Annotated in this window: 15 protein-coding genes; 7 read left to right on the top strand and 8 right to left on the bottom strand. The window is 70.5% G+C overall.

Going from position 1 to position 21,679, the window contains the following annotated elements; all coding sequences use genetic code 11:
• Together E8D38_RS25895 and E8D38_RS25890 are read right to left on the bottom strand one after the other, a co-directional pair.
• Positions 1-2,088: IPT/TIG domain-containing protein (locus tag E8D38_RS25895; RefSeq protein WP_140637173.1), on the bottom strand; the 2,088-nt coding region annotated here is incomplete at its 3' end.
• Positions 2,089-2,290: 202 nt separating this feature from the next.
• Positions 2,291-4,846 (bottom strand): ABC transporter permease, encoded by a 2,556-nt coding sequence (locus E8D38_RS25890; RefSeq protein ID WP_140637171.1) that lies wholly within the window; start codon positions 4,844-4,846, stop codon positions 2,291-2,293.
• A gap of 271 nt (positions 4,847-5,117) precedes the next feature.
• Here E8D38_RS25890 and E8D38_RS25880 point away from each other — a divergent pair, with 271 nt between their 5' ends.
• The 6 genes from E8D38_RS25880 to E8D38_RS25860 all read left to right on the top strand — a co-directional run bounded on the left by E8D38_RS25880 (position 5,118) and on the right by E8D38_RS25860 (position 10,395).
• Positions 5,118-6,359 carry a glycoside hydrolase family 5 protein gene (locus E8D38_RS25880; protein WP_246099689.1) on the top strand — a complete coding sequence of 414 codons (1,242 nt, stop codon included), beginning with the start codon at positions 5,118-5,120 and terminating at the stop codon, positions 6,357-6,359.
• Positions 6,360-6,382: 23 nt separating this feature from the next.
• Entirely contained in the window at positions 6,383-7,213 is an 831-nt protein-coding gene (locus E8D38_RS25875; protein ID WP_246099687.1) for an expansin EXLX1 family cellulose-binding protein, read from the top strand.
• A gap of 88 nt (positions 7,214-7,301) precedes the next feature.
• On the top strand, positions 7,302-7,910 hold the full coding sequence (locus E8D38_RS28475) for a CBS domain-containing protein (protein ID WP_181179457.1): 609 nt from the start codon (positions 7,302-7,304) through the stop codon (positions 7,908-7,910).
• Positions 7,907-8,395 (top strand): GNAT family N-acetyltransferase, encoded by a 489-nt coding sequence (locus E8D38_RS28470; protein ID WP_181179455.1) that lies wholly within the window; start codon positions 7,907-7,909, stop codon positions 8,393-8,395. The genes E8D38_RS28475 and E8D38_RS28470 overlap by 4 nt, the downstream gene beginning before the upstream one ends.
• Positions 8,396-8,440: 45 nt before the next feature.
• Positions 8,441-9,451, top strand: a complete 1,011-nt coding sequence (locus E8D38_RS25865) for a hypothetical protein (protein ID WP_140637165.1) — start codon at positions 8,441-8,443, stop codon at positions 9,449-9,451.
• Positions 9,452-9,546: 95 nt separating this feature from the next.
• Positions 9,547-10,395 carry a dioxygenase family protein gene (locus E8D38_RS25860; protein WP_140637163.1) on the top strand — a complete coding sequence of 283 codons (849 nt, stop codon included), beginning with the start codon at positions 9,547-9,549 and terminating at the stop codon, positions 10,393-10,395.
• 12 nt (positions 10,396-10,407) lie between these two features.
• On the opposite strand, the gene E8D38_RS25855 is transcribed toward E8D38_RS25860, so the two are convergent.
• From E8D38_RS25855 to E8D38_RS25830, 6 genes are all read right to left on the bottom strand, one after another.
• Positions 10,408-13,599 (bottom strand): efflux RND transporter permease subunit, encoded by a 3,192-nt coding sequence (locus E8D38_RS25855; protein WP_140637161.1) that lies wholly within the window; start codon positions 13,597-13,599, stop codon positions 10,408-10,410.
• A 9-nt stretch (positions 13,600-13,608) separates the two neighbouring features.
• Positions 13,609-14,775, bottom strand: a complete 1,167-nt coding sequence (locus E8D38_RS25850; RefSeq protein ID WP_140637159.1) for an efflux RND transporter periplasmic adaptor subunit — start codon at positions 14,773-14,775, stop codon at positions 13,609-13,611.
• Between the two features lie 224 nt (positions 14,776-14,999).
• The gene (locus E8D38_RS25845) at positions 15,000-16,379 is read right to left on the bottom strand and encodes a S8 family serine peptidase (protein WP_140637157.1); all 1,380 of its coding nucleotides are present in this window, start codon (positions 16,377-16,379) and stop codon (positions 15,000-15,002) included.
• A gap of 85 nt (positions 16,380-16,464) precedes the next feature.
• The gene (gene hutI / locus E8D38_RS25840; RefSeq protein ID WP_140637155.1) at positions 16,465-17,703 is read right to left on the bottom strand and encodes an imidazolonepropionase; all 1,239 of its coding nucleotides are present in this window, start codon (positions 17,701-17,703) and stop codon (positions 16,465-16,467) included.
• A 5-nt stretch (positions 17,704-17,708) separates the two neighbouring features.
• Positions 17,709-19,406: a urocanate hydratase gene (hutU, locus tag E8D38_RS25835; protein WP_140637153.1), complete on the bottom strand. Its 1,698-nt coding sequence runs from the start codon at positions 19,404-19,406 to the stop codon at positions 17,709-17,711.
• 100 nt (positions 19,407-19,506) lie between these two features.
• Positions 19,507-20,430 carry a DMT family transporter gene (locus tag E8D38_RS25830; RefSeq protein WP_140637151.1) on the bottom strand — a complete coding sequence of 308 codons (924 nt, stop codon included), beginning with the start codon at positions 20,428-20,430 and terminating at the stop codon, positions 19,507-19,509.
• A 90-nt stretch (positions 20,431-20,520) separates the two neighbouring features.
• On the opposite strand from E8D38_RS25830, the gene E8D38_RS25825 reads away from it, so the two are divergent.
• Complete coding sequence (locus E8D38_RS25825) at positions 20,521-21,378, top strand: LysR family transcriptional regulator (protein ID WP_140637149.1); 858 nt, start codon at positions 20,521-20,523, stop codon at positions 21,376-21,378.
• Positions 21,379-21,679: the final 301 nt, after the last annotated feature.

The following is a 21,679-nucleotide window of genomic DNA, read 5'->3' as shown; positions in this document are numbered from 1 at the left end:
GCTGAGCACCGCGTTGAAGCTCGCCGCATAGGTGCCCGACGGGTCGAAGTCCAGCAGGTAGGTGCCCGCCGCGGCGAAGTAGCTCGGCGCGAGGTCGCAGCTGTTGCTGTTGCTGAAGCTGCACTGCGCCAGGTAGGTGCCGTCGGCCTTGCGCAGTGTGGCCGTCAGCGAGCCGCCCGTCGGTGTGAACGCCAGCCCCATCAGCGCCAGCCCGTAGCCCTTGTTCGCCTCGGCCGTGAAGCTGTAGCGGCCGTTGCGCCCCGCGCTCAGGTTCACCGGCGTCGAACCGTCCATCGTCAGCGTGCCGCTGGCGTAGGTCTTCACCTGCAGCCCGAGCGTGCCCTTGTCCAGCGCACTCGGGTTCACCGACAGGAAGTAGGTGCCCGTCTCCGGCAGCGACATGTCGAAGGTGCCGCTGGCCGTGCTGGTGTAGAGGCTGGCAGAGCCCACGGCGCTGCTGTTGGGCGCGCTGGGCTTGTACAGGTACACGTAGGTGTAGTTGTTCGTGCTGCCGTTGCCGTCGTCCAGCGTGTTGCCCGTGAACACCACGCTCACCAGCTGACCGGCCGTGCCGCTGAAGGTGTAGCGCGCGTTCTGCCCTTCGCGGGCGATCGTCACCGTCGCCGGCGTCGCCGCATCCACCGTCAACGGTCCGCCCGCGTCGGCACTGAGCACCGCGTTGAAGCTCGCCGCATAGGTGCCCGACGGGTCGAAGTCCAGCAGGTAGGTGCCCGCCGCGGCGAAGTAGCTCGGCGCGAAGTCGCAGCTGTTGCTGTTGCTGAAGCTGCACTGCGCCAGGTAGGTGCCGTCGGCCTTGCGCAGCGTCGCGCTCAGCGAGCCGCCCGTCGGCGTGAACGCCAGCCCCGTCAGCGCCAGCCCGTAGCCCTTGTTCGCCTCGGCCGTGAAGCTGTAGCGGCCGTTCTGCCCCGCGCTCAGGTTCACCGGCGTCGAACCGTCCATCGTCAGCGTGCCGGTGACGTCGGCCATCAACCGCAGGCTGACGGCCCCCTTGTCGGTGGCCCCCGGACTCAGCACCACGGTATAGGTGCCGCCGGCAGGCAGGCGATTGAGGAAGTCGACGACGCCTGCATTGGCGAGAGAGCTCGTCTCGAGCAACACCCCGCCGGCCCGATAGACCTGCACGGCGATTGAGCTGGCAAAGCTGCCGGCGCTGGTCACCCAGTGAAGGTTCTGGTCCGCGACGCCGTCAAAGATGACGACGGCCTTCTTGCCCGCCACGGTGGTGGCGACGTTGAGTGCCGGCCCGCCGACGGACACACGCCCCATGAACTCGACGTCAGCCGGGTTCACCGTGCTTGGCAGCGCGTAGAAGTCGGCGACGCTGACGGCACGTCCGTAGGGTGTGGATACGGTGACCTTGCCTGAGGCAGTCGCCCCACCGACGCTCACCTTCAGCTGCGTCGCCGTGGGATTGCCCGCTTCCTGGACAACGGGCGAGGTGATGCCGCCAATGGATGCCTTGTTGCCGGAGAGGGTCGGCTGGAAATTCGTTCCGGAGATCGTGACCGCCGTGCCGACAACGCCGATCTGGGGGGCGAAGCTGGTGATCGATGGCGAACCAAGGCCCGCGCTCACGACGAAATCGGCCGCGCTGGTCACGGTGCCGTTGCCGTTGGCCACGCTCAGCTTGCCGGTGGTAGCGCCGCTCGGCACGGTCACGCTGAGGGAGGTTGTGGTGGCCGCGGAAACGACGGCATCGACACCGTTGAACTTGACCGTGTTGGCGGTCGGCGTCGCGCTGAATCCTGAACCGTGGATGGTGACCGAGGTGCCCGCCGGTCCGCCATTGGGCGTGAACTCGACGAGGCTGAGAACATTGGCCGCCCTGCGGCGAACGGCGGTGATGTTGCCTGCGCCGTCGTATTCGTACTGGACGCTGGAGCCGTCGGGAGCCACCGCACCGACAAGGCGGCCCAGTTCATCGTAGTGATACCGCACCTGCGCAGACGCACCGAGCGGAAACGCCAGGCAGAGCACCGCGAGCATCAGCGGAATACCGGTCAGCCTGCCCAGCCGGCGCAGGAATCCCCCCGCGCGGAAACGCGCAGCCCACTCGCGATGCGACATGAACACCCCCTGGCGTAATCGTTTTCGGTATCTCGATCGATCGGATCGGGGCGAGCCGCTCGCTGCAGCGCCGCCACGCGCCGCTGCCCCTCACTGCAGTCGGCGCGGGCGATGTTTCCCAAAGCGATATGACAAGTCAATCACGTGCAACAGTCCCTTAGGAGGGATTGACATGCAGTGAGTTCTCAGGACAGCACGGCGCCTACTCCGCCGCCCTGCGCAGCGTCTCCACCACCGGCCGGCGCAACACCTCGCGCAGGCCCCACCAGCCCGCCGCCAGCGCCAGCGCGGCACCGGCCGCGCCGCCTGCGGCCACCACCCAGGGCGAAGCGTTCCAGGTGAACTCGAAGGCGAACCGTGCCAGCGCCCAGCCCACCGCCACCGCCCCCAGCGAGGCCAGGAAGCCGGCCAGAGCGCCCACGCCCAGCAGCTCGGCACGCTGCACGTGCCCCAGCAGCTTCGCGCCGGCGCCCATGGCCCGCATGATCGCGAACTCGCGCGCACGCTGCTCGCGCGTGGCGCTCACCGCCGCAAACAGCACCACCAGCCCGGTGGCGAGGGTGAAGCCGAACAGGAACTCCACCGCGCGGATCACCTTGTCGAGCACGCCCTGCACCTGCGCGATGGAGGCCGACACGTCGACGTTGGTGATGTTCGGGAAGTTGCGGCTGAGCATGCTGTCGAAGCTGGGCCGGCCTGCCTTGGGCTGCGGCGCGCGGAAGGCTGCGATGTAGGTCACCGGCAGCTCCGGCATCCGGGCCTTGGTGAACATCACGAAGAAGTTGGCGCGCATCGAGGCCCAGTCCACCTTGCGCAGGCTGGTGATGCGGCCCTCGTGCATGGCGCCCGCGATGTCGAAGCGCAGGGTGTCGCCCAGCTTGAGCCTCAGCGTTTCGGCCAGGCCCTCTTCCACCGACAGGCCGCCGTCTTCCTCGGCCAACCAGCGGCCGGCCACCACCTCGTTGTGGGCAGGCGCCTGGGCCGCATGGCTCAGGTTGAACTCGCGGTCGATCAGGCGCTTGGCGCGCTCCTCGGTGTAGTCGTCCGGCGAGACCGGCTTGTCGTTCACCGCCACCAGGCGGCCGCGGATCATCGGGTACCAGTCGTAGCGGCGCACGCCGGCCGCCTTGAGCTCCTGCTGGAAGGGCTCGGCCTGGTCGGGCTGCACGTTGATGACGAAACGGTCGGGCGCATCGGGCGGCGTGGCCTGGCGCCAGCTGGCGATGAGGTCGGTGCGCAACAGCACCAGCAGCACCAGCGCCAGCAGGCCCACGCTGAGGGCCGACACCTGCAGCACCGCGAAACCGGGGCGCGCCGCGATCTGCCGCGTGGCCAGCACCAGCCAGCGCGGCGCGCGCGCTTCCGGCACGGCGCGCTTGAGCAGCATCACCGCGCCCCACGACAGCAGCGCGAACAGCGCCACCGCCGCGGCGAACCCGCCCACCGCAATGGCGCCGAGCATCACGTCGGACGCCACCGCCAGCAGCAGCGCCGCAAAGCCGGCAAAGCCGGCCACCAGCACGGTGAGCGATGCCGGCTTCAACTCGCCCAGGTCGCGCCGGATCACCCGCAGCGGCGGCACGCGCGCGAGCTGCAGCACCGGCGGCAGGCCGAAGCCCATCAGCAGCGTGAGCCCGACGCCCAGGCCGAACACCGCCGGCCACGCGCCCGGCGGCGGCAGCGCCGCGTTCACCAGCCCGGCCAGCAGCCACACGAAGACGTAGTGCACCGCCAGGCCGAGCAGCACACCCAGGCCGCTGGCCACCACGCCCACCAGCGCGAACTCGAGGGCATAGGCGCCGGCGATGCGACCCTGCGACTGGCCGAGCACACGCAGCATGGCGCAGTCGTCGAGGTGCCGGCTGGCGAAGTCGCGCGCGGCGATGCCCACGGCCACGGCCGCCAGCAGCGCCGCCAGCAGGGCCACCAGGTTCAGGAACTTCTCGGCCCGGTCGAGCGTCTGGCGCATCTCGGGCCGGCCCGTCTGCAGCGACTCGACCCGCACGCCGCGCAGACCCTGCTTCTGGATCAGGGCCTCGGCCTCGCTGACGAACTGGCCGACACCGGCCTCGCCGCCGCCGTTGGCCGCCACCGCCAGCCGGTAGGTCACGCGGCTGGCCGGCTGGATGAGCCCGGTGGCCGCCAGGTCGCGCTCGTGCAGCATCACCCGAGGCGCAAAGCCCAGGAAGCCGGCGCCACGGTCGGGCTCGATGACGATGACCTTGGCCACGGCAAGCGCGGCATCGCCCAGCAGCAGCTTGTCGCCCATGGCGAGGCCCAGGCTTTCGAGCACCGGCGCGTCCACCCATACGGTGCCCGGCTCGGGCCGGGCCGTCACATTGCGCGCCTCGCCGCCGGGCGTGTCGGATACCTGCAGCTGGCCGCGCAGGGGGTAGGCGTCGCTCACCGCCTTGACCGACACCAGCCGCGTGGCACCGCCCTTGGCATCGGGCGCTCGGGCCATGCTGGGAAAGCCGGCACTGGTGGCGGTCTGCAGCCGCAGGCGCTGGGCGAGCGCCAGCAGATCGGGCGGTGTGGGCTGGTCGCTCGCCACCAGCGCATCACCGCCCAGCAGCTGGCGCGCGTCGCGGGCAAGGCCGGTGTTGAGCCGGTCGGCAAAGAAGCCGACCGCCGACAGCGCTGCCACCGCCAGCATCACCGCCACCAGCAGCAGGCGCAGTTCGCCCGCCCGCAGGTCGCGCATCAGCTGGCGGCCGGCGAGTGTCCAGAGGCGAGGGGGTGTCGTCGCAGGGTTCATGGCATCGGCTTCGAAGGGTCCCGCGCAACGGTACATCACGCGCGCGCGGCGGGGGGTGGCATCGTGCGGGCCGCAGATTAAGGATTCATTCCTGGCCGGCAGCTGCGTCTGCTGCGAGGGGGCGACACCCTGCAACAAGGCGCAACACATTGGCCGGCCTGCGGGCGCACCCCGATGGATTTGGTCACGCCTTCGTCATGCCTGGGCCGGCGCCCCTGCGGATACTCCGCAGACCGGGCCGACGCCCCTTCATCAGCCAGAACGACACACCATGCTGCGCCGCCCCTCCGCCACCCCGGTCCGTCGCCCCGCCCTCGCGTGGACCCGCCACCTGCTGCTGGCCGCGGCCTGCGCGACCATGGTCGCCTGCGGTTCCGGCGGCGACGACAACGGCACCCCCACACCGACACCGACGCCTTCGCCCACGCCAGCTCCGACGCCCACGCCGACGGCCACTCCCACGCCGACCGTGACGCCGACGCCGACCACCACCCCCACGCCGAGTGCCACGCCGACACCGACAGTCACCCCCACGCCAACCGCCACGCCGACGCCCACCCCAACGCCCACCCCGGGCGGCCTCACGCTGCGCGGCGTGAACCTCGCGTCGGCCGAGTTCGGCGAAGGCAACCTGCCCGGCGCCCACGGCAGCGACTACGTCTATCCCAACCAGACCGAGGTCGACTACTTCAAGGGCAAGCGCATGAGCGTGGTGCGCCTGCCGTTCCGCTGGGAACGGCTGCAGCGCACTCTCAACGGCGACTTCGACGCGGCCGAGCTGGCACGGCTCGACGGCTTCGTGAGCGCCACCACCGCCAAGGGCGTGAGCGTGCTGCTCGACCCGCACAACTACGCGCGCTACCACGGCAACCTCATCGGCTCGAGCGCCGTGCCCAACGCCGCCTTCGCAGACTTCTGGCGCCGCCTTGCGCTGCTCTACAAGGGCAACGACCGGGTGCTGTTCGGGCTGATGAACGAACCCAACACCATGCCCACCGAACAATGGCTCGCCGGCGCCAACGCCGCCATCGCCGCCATTCGCGCGGCCGGAGCCAACAACCTGGTGCTGGTGCCGGGCAACGCCTGGACCGGTGCGCACAGCTGGAGCCAGAACTGGTACGGCACGCCGAATGCGCAGGTGATGCTGGGCATCCAGGATCCGGCCAACCGCCATGCCTACGAAGTGCACCAGTACCTCGACGGCGACTACTCCGGCCGTTCCGAGCAGTGCCAGAACGCCACCGTCGGCTCGCAGGCGCTGGCCGGCTTCAGCCAGTGGCTGCGGGCCAACGGCAAGCGCGGCTTCCTCGGCGAATTCGCCGGCGGCAACAACCCGACCTGCCGCGCCGCGGTCGACGACATGCTCGATCACCTGGAAGCCAATGCCGACGTCTGGATGGGCTGGTCCTGGTGGGCTGCCGGGCCCTGGTGGGGCGAATACATCTACACGCTCGAGCCCAGCAACGGCAACGACCGGCCGATGATGAGCGTGCTCACGCCGCATCTGCCCTGAACACGCACAACCGGAGAAGCTCCATGGCCAGGGACGACAACAACACACTCCCGCGCGCAATGCTCGCGAGCCTGGCGTGCGCAACGGCGCTGCTGCTGGCGCTGGCTGCCTGCGGCGGCGGGGGCAGCGACACCCCGGGCGGCGGCAACACGAACACCGGCTCGAGCGGCAACGGCTCCACGCCAACACCGACACCCACACCCGCTCCCACATCCACCCCCACCCCCACGCCGACGCCAGCCCCCGCATCCGCCGCCATCGGCGAGGTGCACAGCGGCGAGGGCACTTTCTACGGCGCCACCGGCGAAGGCCACTGCAGCTTCGACGCGAGCCCCGGCAACCTGATGGTTGCCGCGATGAACCACACCGACTACGCCGGCAGCGCGCTGTGCGGCGCCTACATCCGGGCCACCGGCCCCAAGGGCACGGTCACGGTGCGCATCACCGACGAATGCCCCGAGTGCCGGCCGGGCGACGTCGACTTCAGCGAACAGGCCTTCGCACTGATCGCCGACCCGGCGGCCGGCCGGGTGCCGATCACCTGGCAACTGGTGCCGGGCGACGTGTCCGGCCCGGTGCAGTACCGCTACAAGGAAGGCAGCACCCGCTGGTGGACGGCCATCCAGGTGCGCAACCACCGGCTGCCCATCACCAGGCTGGAGATCCTGCCGAGCGGCGCCAGCAGCTGGATCACCGTGCCGCGCGAGACCTACAACTACTTCGTCCACCCGACCGAGATCCCTGCCGGCCCGCTGCAGGTTCGCATCACCGCGCTGGGCGGCGCCACCCTGCAGGACACCCTGCCCGAGCCGCAGGCAGAGCTGGTGGTGACGGGCGCCGCGCAGTTTCCCTGACCCGCGCAAACGCCGGCTTGCGCAGCCGCGCCCTGAGGAGTACACCGGTGCCAGGCCCTGGCAAGGCCCGGGGTCGAAGGAGTTCGTCATGGGCGCCTATGCACCGTTGCGGGTGAGTCCCCCCGGCGACACGGTCGTCATGCTGGTCAACACCGAGCAGCATGCCGACCTGCGGGACCCGGCCATCACGCTGTTCACCGACCTGCGCGTGTCGCCCAGCGTGGTGGTGCCCGCCGGCGAGCCGCTGCCGGCCACCTTGCGGCTGATGCAGCATGCCGGCGTGCGCATGGCGTTCGTCAGCGATCCGCGCGGCGGCATCTGCGGCTTGGTCACCGCGGCCGACCTGCAAGGCGAGCGCCCGATGCTGGTGGCGCAGGCGCGCGGCGTGGGCCACCACGACCTGTCGGTGGCCGAGGTCATGACGCCTGCCAGCCAGTGGGTCACGATCGACGCGGACCACCTGCACCATGCCGAGGTCGGCGACATCGTGGCCACCTTCCTGGCCTGCGGCGCGCGCTACCTCATCGTCACCGAGATCGTGCGGGACTCCAGCGGCCTGCTCAACAACCTGCCCCGGACCATGGTGCGCGGGCTGTATTCGGCCAACCGTGTCGAGCGGGCGCTGGGCCACCCCATCGGCGAGGAAATCCGCTCTCGCAGCTTCGCCGACCTTGCGGCGGCGCTGGCGCACAGTTGAGCTGCAGCCTCATCGTTCGCCAAGCGCCGGCCGCACAGGCACCGCTGCTGTCGAGGCTGCGCTTCGAGGCGATCCTGGCGGCGCCCGGCGACCTGACCGACCTCCAGCGGCAGCTCTGGCTCGACCTGGATCCCTGGCATGCCCCGCAGGAGGCAGACACGTCGCTGGCCGCCTGGGAAGGCCATCATCTGGTGGGTGCCGCACTGTGCCGCGATGAACGGCTGCTGGCGCTGTACGTGGCACCGCAGCGATGGCGCCGCAACATCGGCACCGCGCTGCTGCGGGCCGCGGAGGCCCGCACCCGGGCAGGCGGCGGCCGGCACATGAGACTGGTGACCTTACCTTCGGCACTGGGCTTCTACCGGCGCCACGGCTATCAAGGAGGCCATGAACCGCAGTTGCAGTGGTTCAGCACGCCCGGTGCCGGCCGACCCGTCGCGCTGCCCGGCGTGTCGGTCTGGCGCGCGCTCGAACCGCCGCCATGAACTTCGACGGGGGCCATCGGGCCACTGGAACAGGGAGCTGGCGACATGGAACTCAACACACCCGAGCGCGTGCAATACGGCGGTTCATCCGCACAACTGACCCTCTGCCCGCGCTGCGGGCGCAGCCCCGACCAGCATCGGCTGGCCAACATCCTGCCGTCCGACGAAACCACGGCAGCCGTCGTGCGTTTCGGTGAGGCGCTCACGGCGCACGTGCTGCGCCTGAAGGACATCCAGAAGGAGACCCGTGAAGAGTTCATGATCGGCGCCGTCACCGCGAACGTCGGCGGCAAGGTGGTGCGCTGGCTGGCGAACTCCGGCGCCAACGTGCTGCCGGACAAGACCCTCGGCGAGTGGGAGGTCGTGCACCACATGCCGGCCGAACTGGGCGAAGAAGGCTGCTACGGCGTGGGCGGCCTGGCCTTCGTGCCGACGATGCCGCAAGGCGTCACGCGCACCGAATGCGCCGCGCCCAAGCTGCTGTGCAACCTGCTCAAGATCGCGGGCGGCCGCGACATCCTGTCGATCCGGATGACCGAGCTGTGGTGGAAGAACCCCGTCACCAAGTCGGAAGAGCCGAACCGCAAGTGGAACCAGCTGCGGCCGGTGCACTCCTGCGAAACCTGCCGGCGATTCCTGCCGCAGATGCTGTGCGACCGCCCCGACGTGGGCCTGGAAGGCTTCACGCCGGCGCAGGCCCTGCCCCGGGGCGTGCAGATGCACGAGGTGCATTGCGTTCACGGCCACGTCTTCTCGATGGCGATCGCCGACGACGCGTGGCGCGCGTACGGCGCCAACCCGCAGGGCGTGAAGACACGCTGCCCCAAATGCAAGAAGGAGGTGGCCTGCCACGACCCGCAACGGCCCAGGACAAGCGTCATGTTCTGCGTGTACTGCGACAAGCCGTTCACGCCGAAGTCGGCCGTCACGAAGGACACCTGGAGCCACGTTCGCTGCACTCACTGCGATGAGCTCGGGAAGTACCGCAAGGTGGAAGTCCTGGAAGAAGGCCAGCGCGTCACAAAGATCGAGTCGAAGCGCCTGGGCAGCAAGTAGCCGCGCCGGCCGGCCACACCACCGGTCAGCTCCGCTGAATGCTGCGTGCAGCCGGTTTGCACGACGCGGGCCGAACGAGGTGCTGCAATGAAGGCATGAACACGACCGCCACAACCCTGCCCTCGCTGTACCTCTCGCACGGCTCGCCCATGATGGCCCTCGAGCCAGGCGAGGCGGGCGAGTTCCTCAAGCGCCTGGGTCCGGCCATCGACGCCACCTTCGGCCGGCCGAAGGCCGTGCTGGTCGTGTCGCCGCACACCGCGACGCGCACGCCCTACCTGCTGGGCGCAGCGCAGCACGACACGATCCACGACTTCGGCGGTTTCCCGGCGCCCTTGTACGAGATCCGCTACGACGCGCCGGGCGCGCCGGCACTCGCCCAGCGCGCGGCCGAGCTGATGCGCGGGCAAGGGCTGGCGGTGGAAGTCACGCCGGAGGGCGGACTCGACCATGGCATCTGGACGCTGCTGCGCTACATGTGGCCGCAGGCCGACGTGCCGGTGCTGCCGCTGTCGCTGGTGCCCACGCGGACGCCGACCGAGCAGTGGCGCATCGGCGAGGCGCTGGCGCCCCTGGCCGGCGATGGGGTGCTCATCGTGGGCTCGGGCAGCCTCACCCACAACCTGCGCCTGTTCATGTCGCAACGCCCGCCGGTCGATGCGCCCGAAACGCCCGACGCGGCCCAGTTTCGCGGCTGGGTGGCCGAGCGCAGCGCATCGCGCGACTGGGAAGCCCTGCTCGACTACCGCCGGGCCGCACCCGGCGCGGTGGCCATGCACCCGACCGACGAGCACTGGCTGCCCTTCTATGTGGCCGCCGGCGCAGGCGGCCGCGACGCGGTGCCGCAGCGCGTGCACGCCAGCATGACCTACGGCTTCCTGGCGATGGACGGCTACGCCTTCGGCCCCGCAGCCGGCAGGCTGGCCCAGGCCCTGCAGGCCTGAGCCAGGGCCGCGTCAGGCGGTGGCGGGGCGCGGCCCCATCGCCACCCTGCGCATCAGGCGCCACAGCAACCGGAGCAAGACCAGGGTCGCCAGCGCCTCCAGCAGCGTGGCCACGAAGGCGAACGCCGTGTTCCAGCGCGCCTCGCGCGCCCGGAACTTCGCGATCGCCCGGTCACGCGCGATCTCGATGCTGTCGTAGAAGCTCGGGATCACCAGCAGCGTGAGCAGCGTCGAGGTGATGGTGCCGCCGATGATGGCCACCGCCATCGGCCGGTAGAACTCGCCGCCCTCGCCCACGCCGATGGCCACCGGCAGCATGCCGGCAATCAGGGCGAAGGTCGTCATCAGGATGGGACGCAGGCGCTTGCGGCCGGCGTTCATGAGCGCGTCCTCGCGCGGCACCCCTTCGGCTTCCTGCACCCGCGCGGCATCGAGCAGCAGGATGGCGTTCTTGGCCACGAGGCCCATCAGCATGATCACGCCGATGAAGCTCATGAGGTTCAGCGTGCCGCGGGTGATGAGCAGCGCCACCACCACGCCGATGAGCGACAGCGGCAGCGACAGCATGACCGGCAGCGGCGCGGTGAACGAGCCGAACTGCATGACGAGGATCAGGTACATGAGCGCCACGCCCATCACGAGCGCGATGCCCATTTCGCGGAACACCACCTGCTGGTCCTTCGAGGCGCCCGCCAGCTCGATGCCGTAGCCGGGCGGGAACTGCAGGCTCTTGGCCAGCGCCACCGCATCGGCCGTCACCTCGCCGGAGGAGCGTCCTTGCACGTTGGCCGATACCGAGATCATGCGTTTGCCGTGGGCATGCTGGATCTGCGAGGGGCCGCGGCCCATGGTCACGCTGGCGATCTGCTCCAGCGGCACCAGCATGCCGGTGCCCGACACCGCGATCGGCAGGCGCTCGATGTTGCTCGCGTCCACCCGGTCATCGGGGTGCAGGCGCACCGCCACGTCGCGCGTCTCGCCGCTCGGGTCGACCCAGTCGCCCACTTCCACGCCGGCGAAGGCCACGCGCAGCGCCTGGGCGGCGTCGTTCACCGAGATGCCCAGCGTGTTGGCCAGGCCCCGGTCGAGCTCGATCTTGAGTTCGGCCTGCGGGTCCTGCTCGGACAGGCCCACGTCCACCGCGCCGGGAACCTTGCGCAGCTTGTCCATGAACTCGTTGGTCAGCTCCAGCAGTCGCCGCGAGTCGGTGCCCGAGAAGCGCACCTGCACCGGCTTCTGCGCGCCGTTGTTCAGGTCGTCCAGCACCACGTATTCGGCCCCCACCAGCCGCGCTGTCAGCGTGCGCAGCTCCGCGGCCACTTCGGTGGCCGAGCGCTTGCGCCCGGTGCTCTTGCCGATGTCCACGTAGATGCGGCCGCCGCCCGGGTTCACATAGCTGTTGGTGGCCTTGGTCTCGGGCAGCGTGCGCGCCAGCGCGGCAGCGCTTTCGAGCTTCAGCCTCGAATACTCCAGGCTGCTCGACGACGGCGTGCGCACCTCCACCGCCAGCACGCCGGCGTCGGACACCGGCAGGAAGCTCGAGCCGCCCCACTTGACCTGCAGGGCGATGGCACCCACGAAGCTGGCGACGGCAAACGCAACCATCCAGCGGCGGTGGTGCAGCGCCCAGGCGATGACGCGGCCGTAGCGATCGGCCTGGTGGTCGAACCAGGTGTTGAAGCGCGCCAGCACGGCGCTGAAGCCTCGCCTGGGCGCCTCATGGTGCCTCGGCGGGTCGCCCCAGAAGGCCGAGAGCATGGGGTCGAGGGTGAAGCTGATGAACAGGCTCACCAGCACCGAGGCCACCACGGTGAGCGCAAAGGGGCGGAACCACTCGCCCGACACGCCGGGCATGAAGGCCACCGGCACGAACACCGCCACGATCGAGAAGGTGGTGGCCGCCACTGCCAGGCCGATCTCCGCCGTGCCGCGCAACGCCGCCGTGCGCCGGTCTTCGCCCATCTCCATGTGCCGCACGATGTTCTCGCGCACCACGATGGCATCGTCGATCAGCACGCCGATCGCGAGCGACAGGCCCAGCAGGCTCATGAAGTTGAGGGTGAAGCCGCACAGCCACACCGCGATGAAGGCCGCGATCACCGAAGTGGGCAGGCTCAGGGCGGTGATGAGCGTGGAACGCCATGAGTTCAGGAAGGCATAGACCACGAAGATGGTGAGGCCGGCGCCGAACACCAGCGCGTGGATCACGTTGTCGAGGCTGTCCTGTGCGTTCTCGCCGCCGTCCTGCGTGACCTCGAGCTTCGTGCCTTCGGGCAGCGTCTTGTTGATGTCGGCCACCAGCGCGCGCACCTCGTCGGCCACGCTCACCGTGCTGGCATCGCGCGAGCGGGTGATCGACAGGCCCACGTTCGGGTGGCCGTTGCGCACCGAGAAGCCGGTGAGCTCGGCAAAGCCGTCGCGCACCGTGGCCACCTGACCCAGCCGCACGATCTCGTTGCCGCGCCGGCGGATCACGATCTGCTCGAACTCGGCCGGCGACTCGATGCGCCCGACCAGCCGGATGCTCTGGTCTTCGAGCGTGCCGCGCACCTTGCCCACCGGCGCGGTGGCGTTCTGGGTGCGCACCGCATTCACCACCTCGGCCACCGAGACGTTGAACTCGCGCAGCTTCTCGGCCCGCAGCAGCACCGACAGCTCCCGGCGCAGCGCGCCGTTGACGTTGACCACCGCCACGCCGTTGATGCCGCGGAAGCGGTCGGCCAGCTGGTCCTCGGCCAGACGCGAGATCTCGGAATGGGTCAGCCGGGTCGACGACAGCGCCAGCTGCATGATGGGCTGGGCCGCCGGGTCGATGCGCTGGAGCACCGGCTCGCGCATCTCGACGGGCAGCTTGTGACGCACCGTGCCGATGGCGTTGCGCACCTCGTCGGCCGCCTCGATCATGTTCTTGTCGAACTTGAACATGAGCACGATGCGCGCGTTGCTTTCGCTGGCGGTGGAACGCACCTCGTCCACGCCCGAGATGCTCTGCAGCGCCTTCTCGATGCGGTTGACGATCTCGCGCTCCACCGTCTCGGGCGAGGCGCCCGGGTAGGTGATGTTCACCGCCAGCACCGGCTGCTCGACGTCGGGGATCTGGTTCACGCGCAACTTGCCGAGCGCGAGCAGGCCCAGCGCCATGAGCGCGATGATGATCACGACCGTGGCGACCGGCCGCTTGATGCTGAAGTCGGAAAGGAACATGGCGCTACCTCACTTCACGGCAGCCGACGCCGCTCCGCTGGCGGCTTCGGCCGCAGCGGCAGCCGGCCGCATGAACTCCACCGGCTGGCCGTCGGCCAGGGTGCTGCCGGGGTTGCGCAGGATGCGGTCGCCGGCGGACAGGCCGCTCTTCACCGGGTACTCGCCGCGGCGCGGGTCGCGTTCGCCGAGCTGCACGCTCACCTTCTTGAGCAGGTGGTCCTTCACCACCCACACATGGGCCGCATCGCCGGCACGCACGATGGAGGCTTCGGCCAGCATCAGCGCCGGCGTGCTGCCCGACTCGATGCGGCCCTCGGCATAGAGCCCGGCCACGCGGGGCGCGGTCCTGGCGTCATCGAAGCCCACCAGCACCTCCACCTGGCGGGTGCTTGCGTTGGCCGCTGCATCCACCCGCCTCACCTTGCCGGTGAATTCGGTGTTCGGATAGCCGTTGACCCGGAAGCCCACTGCCTGGCCGGGCTTGATCTCGTGCAGCCGGTCGGCCGACACCAGGCCCTCGAAACGCATGCTGGCCGGGTCCATCACCTTGATGAGCTCCTTGCCGACCTGCGCCGTGTCGCCGGCCGAGGCCTTGCGCTCGCTCACCACGCCGTCGAACGGCGCCCGCACTTCGGTGCGGCGCAGCTGCTGCTGGGCCGACACGACCCGCGCGCGCGCCGCCGCCAGCTCGCTTTGCGCGTTGTTGCGGCGCACTTCGGCATCCTCGAGCGCCTGCATCGAGGTCATGCCCTGCCCCTGCAGCGTCTTCAGCCGCTGCACCTGGCGCTCGGCCTGCTCGAAAGCCTGGCCGGCCGCGCGCGCCGACTCCTGCGCCGAATTGAGGCTGTCGCGGATGGCGGTGTCATCCAGCCTCACCAGCAGGTCGCCGCGCTTCACGCTGTCGCCGTTTTCCTTCAGCACCTGCAGCACCACGGCCGACACCTCGGCGCGCAGGTCGGCGCGGCGTTCCGGCTGGAGCGAGCCGGTCACGACCGGGCCGCTGGACAGGCTGCCCGGCACCAGCGTGCGCATGTCCTCGGGAGCCAGCAGCAGCGCCGCCGGCTTTTTCGCCTTGGCGGCCTCGGCGCCTTTGTCGGCCTTGTCGGCCTTGCCGCAGGCGGCGAGCAGGGTGGCGGCGGCCAGGGCGGCGGCCGCCAGCAGTCGGATCGTCTTCATCGAGGGAACTCCCGGCTCTCGTGGAGGGGTTGTCTGTAAGAGTTGCGCAGCGTTGTAAACGCGGTGGCGCGCAAGCTTACGCGATGGCCGGGCGTCGAGAAGCGCCGCGCGACGAAGCGTCGTCCGGGCGGCGCGAGCTGCAGGGCAGGAGGCACCGGCTGCGCCGAAGAGCGAGCCGGCTTCTACGGTCCGCCCCCGGGGGCGAGGGCGGACCGGGCATCGATTCAGGGGGTGGCGCCCAGCGCCGCGTCGGCCCGCACCAGGCCGCTGCCGACGGCATCGCAGGCTCCCAGCGCCCCGCAATCGTTGTCCCAGACGATGTTGGTGAAGTGATCGAAGTCGAACACCTGCCTCGACCCGACCGCCGGGATCGCCAGCGCGGTGGACTTCAGGATGGACTCGACCTGGGCCTGCCCGAGCGACGGGTTCTTCTGCAGCATCAGCGCCGCCAGCGCCGCCACGTGCGGCGTTGCCATCGACGTGCCGCCCACATAGAAGAAGTTGCCCGAGTTGCGGCCGCGCAGCGCGCCGGCCCCGTTCGACCACCACGGCAGGTGGTTGTAGCCGGGCTCGCCGGCGAACGGACCGCGCACCCAGGACCCCGGCGCCAGCACGTCGAGCTGGTGCCCGCGGGCGGCGATCGCGCGGCTGCTGAAGTCGCTCACGTAGACCTCGGCAATGGACGTCGGATCGGTGGTGTCGCCGCTGGCGGCCACCATCGGCGCGTTGGGGTACTGCAGCCACCACATGCGGTAGCGCGGGCCGGCACCCGGGAACAGCCATTCACCGGTCCAGCCGACCGAGCCGGCCGAGATGACCGGCGGGTAGGCGCCGGGATAGCCCATGCCGGCCTCGCCCTCGTTGCCCGCTGCGGCGACGACGATCACGCCGGCGGCGATGGCCCGATCGAGCGCCGCCTTTTCCACCGGCTCGAGCGCCGGACCGCCCAGGCTCATGTTGACGACCATCGGGCGGTAGCCGGCCGTGGCCAGCCGGGTCACGTGGTCCAGCCCGGCGGCGATCATGGCTGAGGTGCCGAACACCGCATGCCCGCCGGCGGCGAGATCAGGGTCCGGGCAGCGCGGCGCCGGCGGCACCTGGTAGTCGGCCAGCACCTTGACCGGGATGATCGTCACGTCGGGGGCGATGCCGCGCACCTGGATCGGCGGCAGGGCAAACCCGGCGGCGGCGTCGCTCGGGCTGCGGTAGTTGTAGCCGACGATGGTGCTCGCCACGTGGGTGCCGTGCTGCGAGCCGGTCGAGCCGACCCAGGTCGTCTGCCGCAGCGGGCCGACCTCGGCCTCGACCTGGCACGGGTCGGCGCCCTGGCGGAACACCACCGACTGCTCGAAGCCGGTGCCCAGCTGCTCGGCGATCCGGGCCCGCGGGAAGTAGTCACGCCAATTCGGCGCGAGGCCGGTGTCGAGCACCGCCACGTAGACGCCTCGGCCGGTCTGCGTGACCGCCTCGATGTTGATCAGGTCCGAGTCCCAGGTCGGGTAGCCGCCGGCCGTCGACGGGGAGCCGGCGAATTCGTTGCCGGCGAGCGCGGCGGTGGCCACGAGCGCGAAGGCCGCCAGGCCCGCGCGGGATGTCTGCTTCATTGAACGCCTCCATCATGTGCGCCCCGGGTGCCGCGGGCGGCGTCGGGGCTGGGGCGGCCATCGTGGGTGTGCCGTCGAGGCGGCGTCAATTCCCCGTTCGGGGCACATCGCGCACGCGCCCGGCATGGACCACCGCACTGCACGGGTTCAGCCCCAGCATGTAGGCGAGGTCGGCCGGGCGGTCGATGTCCCACAGCGCGAAGTCGGCCGCCTTGCCCGCTTCGAGCGTGCCCAGCGTGCCGGCCAGCCCGAGCGCCGCTGCGGCATGGCGGGTGGTCCCCGCCAGCGCTTCCTGCGGTGTCAGGCGAAACAGCGTGCAGGCCATGTTCATGGCCGCCAGCAGCGAAGGCATGGGCGAAGTGCCGGGGTTGCAGTCGGTCGAGACGGCCATCGGCACGCCGGCATCGCGCAGCGCCTGCACCGGCGGCAGCTTCGTCTCCCGCAGGAAATAGAACGCGCCGGGCAGCAGCACCGCCACCGTGCCGGCCGCCGCCATCGCCTGCACACCTTGCGGCGACAGCCATTCGAGGTGGTCGGCCGACAGGCCGCGGTGCCGCGCCACCAGCGCCGCGCCGCCCTGGTCGGACAGCTGCTCGGCATGCAGCTTGACCGGCAGCCCGAGCCGCGCTGCGCAGTCGAACACGCGCTCGGTCTGCGCCGGGGAGAAGCCGATGGTTTCGCAGAACGCGTCCACCGCATCCACCAGCCCCTGCGAGGCCAGCACCGGCAGCATCTGCTCGCACAGCATGCTCACGTAGTCGTCGGCGCGACCGGCAAATTCAGGCGGCACCGCATGCGCACCCAGCCAGGTGGTGCGCACCCGCAGCGCAAGCATGCGGCCCAGCTCGCGGGCAACACGCAGCAGGCGCGCCTCGGTGTCGGTGTCGAGGCCGTAGCCCGACTTGACTTCGAGCGTGGTCACGCCCTCGGCCAGCAGCGCCTTCACGCGCGGCAGGCTCGCCGCCAGCAGCGCGGCTTCATCGGCCGCCCGCGTGGCCCGCACGGTCGACAGGATGCCGCCGCCGCGCCGGGCGATCTCTTCGTACGGCACGCCGTTCAGGCGCGCCTCGAATTCATCGCTGCGGTTGCCGGCGTAGACGATGTGCGTGTGGCAGTCGATGAGTCCGGGCGTGAGCCAGCGGCCACGGCCGTCATGCTCTTCCGCCGCCTTGGCCCCGGCCGGCAGATCGCGCCTGCGGCCCGCCCAGGCGATGAGGCCGTCGCGCACGGCAATGGCGCCGTCGTGCACTTCGCCATAGCCCTGGTGCGTCATGGTGGCCAGGTGGACGTTCGTCCACAAGGCGTCCCAGGCGGTCATGCTCATGGAGGCTACCTGACCATCGGCAGCTTCAGGCCCTGCTTCCTGGCGGTGGCGATGGCCAGCTCATAGCCCGCATCGGCATGGCGCATCACGCCCGAGCCGCTGTCGTTGACCAGCACCCGCGCCAGGCGTTTCGCCGCGGCTTGCGTGCCGTCGCACACGATCACCATGCCGGCATGCTGCGAATAGCCCATGCCGACGCCACCGCCGTGGTGCAGCGACACCCAGCTCGCGCCGCCGCTGGCGTTGAGCAGCGCGTTCAGGAGCGGCCAGTCCGACACCGCATCGGTGCCGTCGCGCATGCTTTCGGTCTCGCGGTTGGGGCTTGCCACCGAGCCGGTGTCGAGGTGGTCGCGGCCGATGACGATGGGCGCCTTCAGCTCGCCGCTTCTCACCATCTCGTTGAACGCGAGGCCGGCCTTGTCGCGCTCGCCCAGGCCCAGCCAGCAGATGCGCGCCGGCAGGCCCTGGAACGAGATGCGCTCCCTGGCCATGTCGAGCCAGCGGTGCACGTGGCGGTTCTCGGGGAACAGCTCCTTGATCTTCGCGTCGGTCTTGTAGATGTCTTCAGGGTCGCCCGACAGCGCCACCCAGCGGAACGGCCCCTTGCCCTCGCAGAACAGCGGGCGGATGTAGGCCGGCACGAAGCCCGGGAAGTCGAACGCGTTCTTCACGCCCTGGTCGAAGGCCACCTGGCGGATGTTGTTGCCGTAGTCCACCGTGGCAATGCCCAAGGCCTGGAAACCGAGCATGGCCTGCACATGCACCGCACAGGAACGGGCGGCCGCCGCGGTGAGCTCGGCATGCATCGCCGGGTCGCGCTGCGCGGCCTTCCATCGATCGACGCTCCAGCCGATGGGCAGGTAGCCGTGCACCAGGTCGTGTGCCGAGGTCTGGTCGGTCACGAGGTCGGGCCGCAGGCCGCCGGCCTGGGCCCTCTTCAGGAGCTCCGGCAGCAGCTCCGCCGCATTGCCGAGCAGGCCGATCGACACCGCCTTTTTCTCGGCGGTGTAGCGCTGCAGGCGCGCCAGCGCATCGTCGAGGTCGGCGGCCTGCTCGTCGAGGTAGCGCGAACGCAGCCGGAAGTCGATGCTGCTCTGCTGGCATTCGATGGTGAGCGAGGCGGCGCCGGCGAAGGTGGCTGCCAGCGGTTGCGCGCCGCCCATGCCGCCCAGGCCCGCCGTGAGGATCCAGCGGCCGGCCATGCTGCCGCCGAAGTGCTGCCGCCCTGCTTCGGCGAAGGTCTCGTAGGTGCCCTGCACGATGCCCTGGCTGCCGATGTAGATCCAGCTGCCCGCCGTCATCTGGCCGTACATGAACAGGCCCTTGCGGTCGAGTTCGTTGAAATGCTCCCAGGTGGCCCATTTCGGCACCAGGTTGGAGTTCGCGATCAGCACCCGGGGCGCGTCGGCGTGCGTCCTGAAGACCCCCACCGGCTTGCCCGACTGGATGAGCAGCGATTCGTCTTCCTCGAGCTCGCGCAGGCAGGCGAGGATCTGGTCGAAACAGGCCCAGTCGCGCGCGGCGCGCCCGATGCCGCCATAGACCACCAGGTGCTTCGGGTTCTCGGCCACCTCGGCATCGAGGTTGTTCTGGATCATGCGATAGGCGGCTTCGGCGATCCAGTGCTTGCACGACAGCTGGCTGCCGCGCGGCGCGCGGATCACGCGCGAGGCGTCGTAGCGGGGGTCGGTGGCTTGGCTCATGGCGGGGCTCCTACTTGTCTATACAAGCATATCGCCGCAGCCCCCTGCTTGCCAAGTCGGCGCCGGCCGCCCCCTCGGAAACCCTGACGCACCCGCGGGCTCAGTCGCCCGATCGCCTTGCGGCCGCCAGTGCCAGCCCCATCACCACCACACCGGCCAGCTGCAAGGGGCTGAGCGCGCGCCCGTACACCAGCCAGTCGACCAGCACCGCGGCGCCCGGGTAGACGAACTGGAGCAGCGCGATGCGGCCGGTGGGCAGGTGTGCCATGCCGGCATACAGCACCACATAGGCGAGCCCGGTGTGCAGCACGCCCAGTCCGGCGAGCCAGGCCCATGCGGCGCCCGCCTCGGGCCAGCCGTGCATCAAGGGCCACCAGGCCAGCAGCAGCATGCCCACCAAACATTGCCACCATGCCAGCGCGAACGAGCCGATGCCAGGCGCCGCCTTGGCGATCAGGGTCACGCAGGCATAGCTGAACGAGCCGCCCAGGCACATGGCCAGGCCCAGCCAGTAGCCCGGACCCCAGGCCGCGGCAGAGGCGGTCTGCTCGAGCAGGCCGGTGGCCAGGGCCAGCCCTGCGAGCGCCGCCGCGGCTGCAGCCGCCTGGCGCTTCGACACCTTCTCGCGCAGCCACCAGGCGCCCAGCGCCAGCACCCACAACGGCTGCACGTGGAACACCACCGTGGCCACCCCGATCGAGTTGCGCGAGATCGCGGCGAAGAACAGCGCCCAGTTCGCGATCATCAGCACCCCGGCGGCCACGGCCATCAGCAGGCCCCGGCCCTGCAGCCGCAACTCGCCCAGCCGGCCGCTGGCCGCGCCCCACAGCAGCAGCGCCAGCGCGCCGAATGCACAACGGAACCACACGGTGGACAGCGGATGCTGCCCGGCCTCCTCGACGAACACGCCCAGCGTGCCCAGCAGCAGGCCGCCGCCCACCATGAGCACGGTGCCGCGCCGCAGCAGCTGCGGGGCGGTCGACGGGCCGGCAGCGGCTTCAGGAGTGGTCAGCGATGCAGTCATGGCTCGCACTGTGCGGGTCGTGCAGCCGTGCGTAAAGCGCATAGTTCTGACGGCTACCATTCGTTTATCGAATTGACGAGGGTGTGCCCCATGCAAACCGCCGACCTGCAGCTCGACTGGCTGCGCGCCTTCGTGGCCGTGGTGGACGCCGGCTCGCTCACCGCCGCGGCGCCGCTGGTGTTCCGCTCGCAGCCGGCCTTGAGCATGCAGCTCAGGAAGCTCGAGGACGCGGTGGGCCGCCCGGTGCTCACACGCGGGCCGCGCCATCTGCAGCTCACGCCCACCGGCGCCGAGCTGCTGGGGTATGCGCGCCGCATGCTGGAACTGCACACGCAGGCGCAGCAGGCCTTGCACGGCCGCGCGTTGTCGGGCCGGCTGACGCTGGGCGTGCCCGACGACTACGCCGCCAGCTACCTGACGCCGGTGCTGCGCAGCTTCGCCGGCCGCCACGCCGGCGTGGAGATCACGCTGGTGTGCGAACAGTCCACCGCCCTCATTCCACGGGTGCAGCGCGGCGAGGTCGACCTGGCCCTCGTCACCCGGGACCGGCCGCAGCGCGGCAGCTTCCTGTTCCACGAGCCGCTGGTCTGGGTGGGCGCAGCGCAGCATGAAGCCTGGCGCCGCGATCCGCTGCCCATTGCGGTGTACGAGGCCGGCAGCCGCGCCCGCCGCGACGCGCTGGCCGCGCTGTCGGCGCAGCGGCGGGCGCACCGCGTCGTCTACAACAGCTCAAGCCTCGCCGGACAGCTGGCCGCGGTCGAAAGCGGCGTGGCGGTGGCCGTGCTCACCCGCTGCAGCGTGCCGCCGGGCCTGCAGGTGCTGGATGCGCGGCATGGCCTGCCCCCGTTGCCCGCGCTGGAGGTGGCGGCATTGCGCAGCAAGGCCTCGGCCGGGTCGCCCGCGGCGGATGCGATGTTCGAGCAAATGAGGAGCACGTTGGGGCGGTAGGGGCAGTCGCATGTCGTCGCTTGGTCTGTATCCGATCCAGACCCGCGTAGGACCCTGCGGCCCTTCGATACGCCGTCAGGCGTACCCCGTCCTGAGCCTGTCGAAGGATCAGGGCGAACGGACGGGTTGGTACGCGGCGATGCAGCCGGCCCCCAGGCCGGCTCGTCGGTCACTTTGTAAACGGGGCCCCGTCTGTGCCGCCTGCGCAGCGTCGCGGCCCGAGGGTTGCCGCGAAGCGGTCGAGCAAAGCTGTCTGAGCTCCGAAGCCGCAGGCTGAGGGCGAGTTCTTTGCTCGCCCTCG

This window comes from Methylibium rhizosphaerae (assembly GCF_006386545.1).
Classification (GTDB): domain Bacteria; phylum Pseudomonadota; class Gammaproteobacteria; order Burkholderiales; family Burkholderiaceae_C; genus Pseudorivibacter; species Pseudorivibacter rhizosphaerae.
The sequence above is the reverse complement of the archived record's forward strand: the minus strand, read 5'-3'. Positions and strand labels throughout refer to the sequence as shown.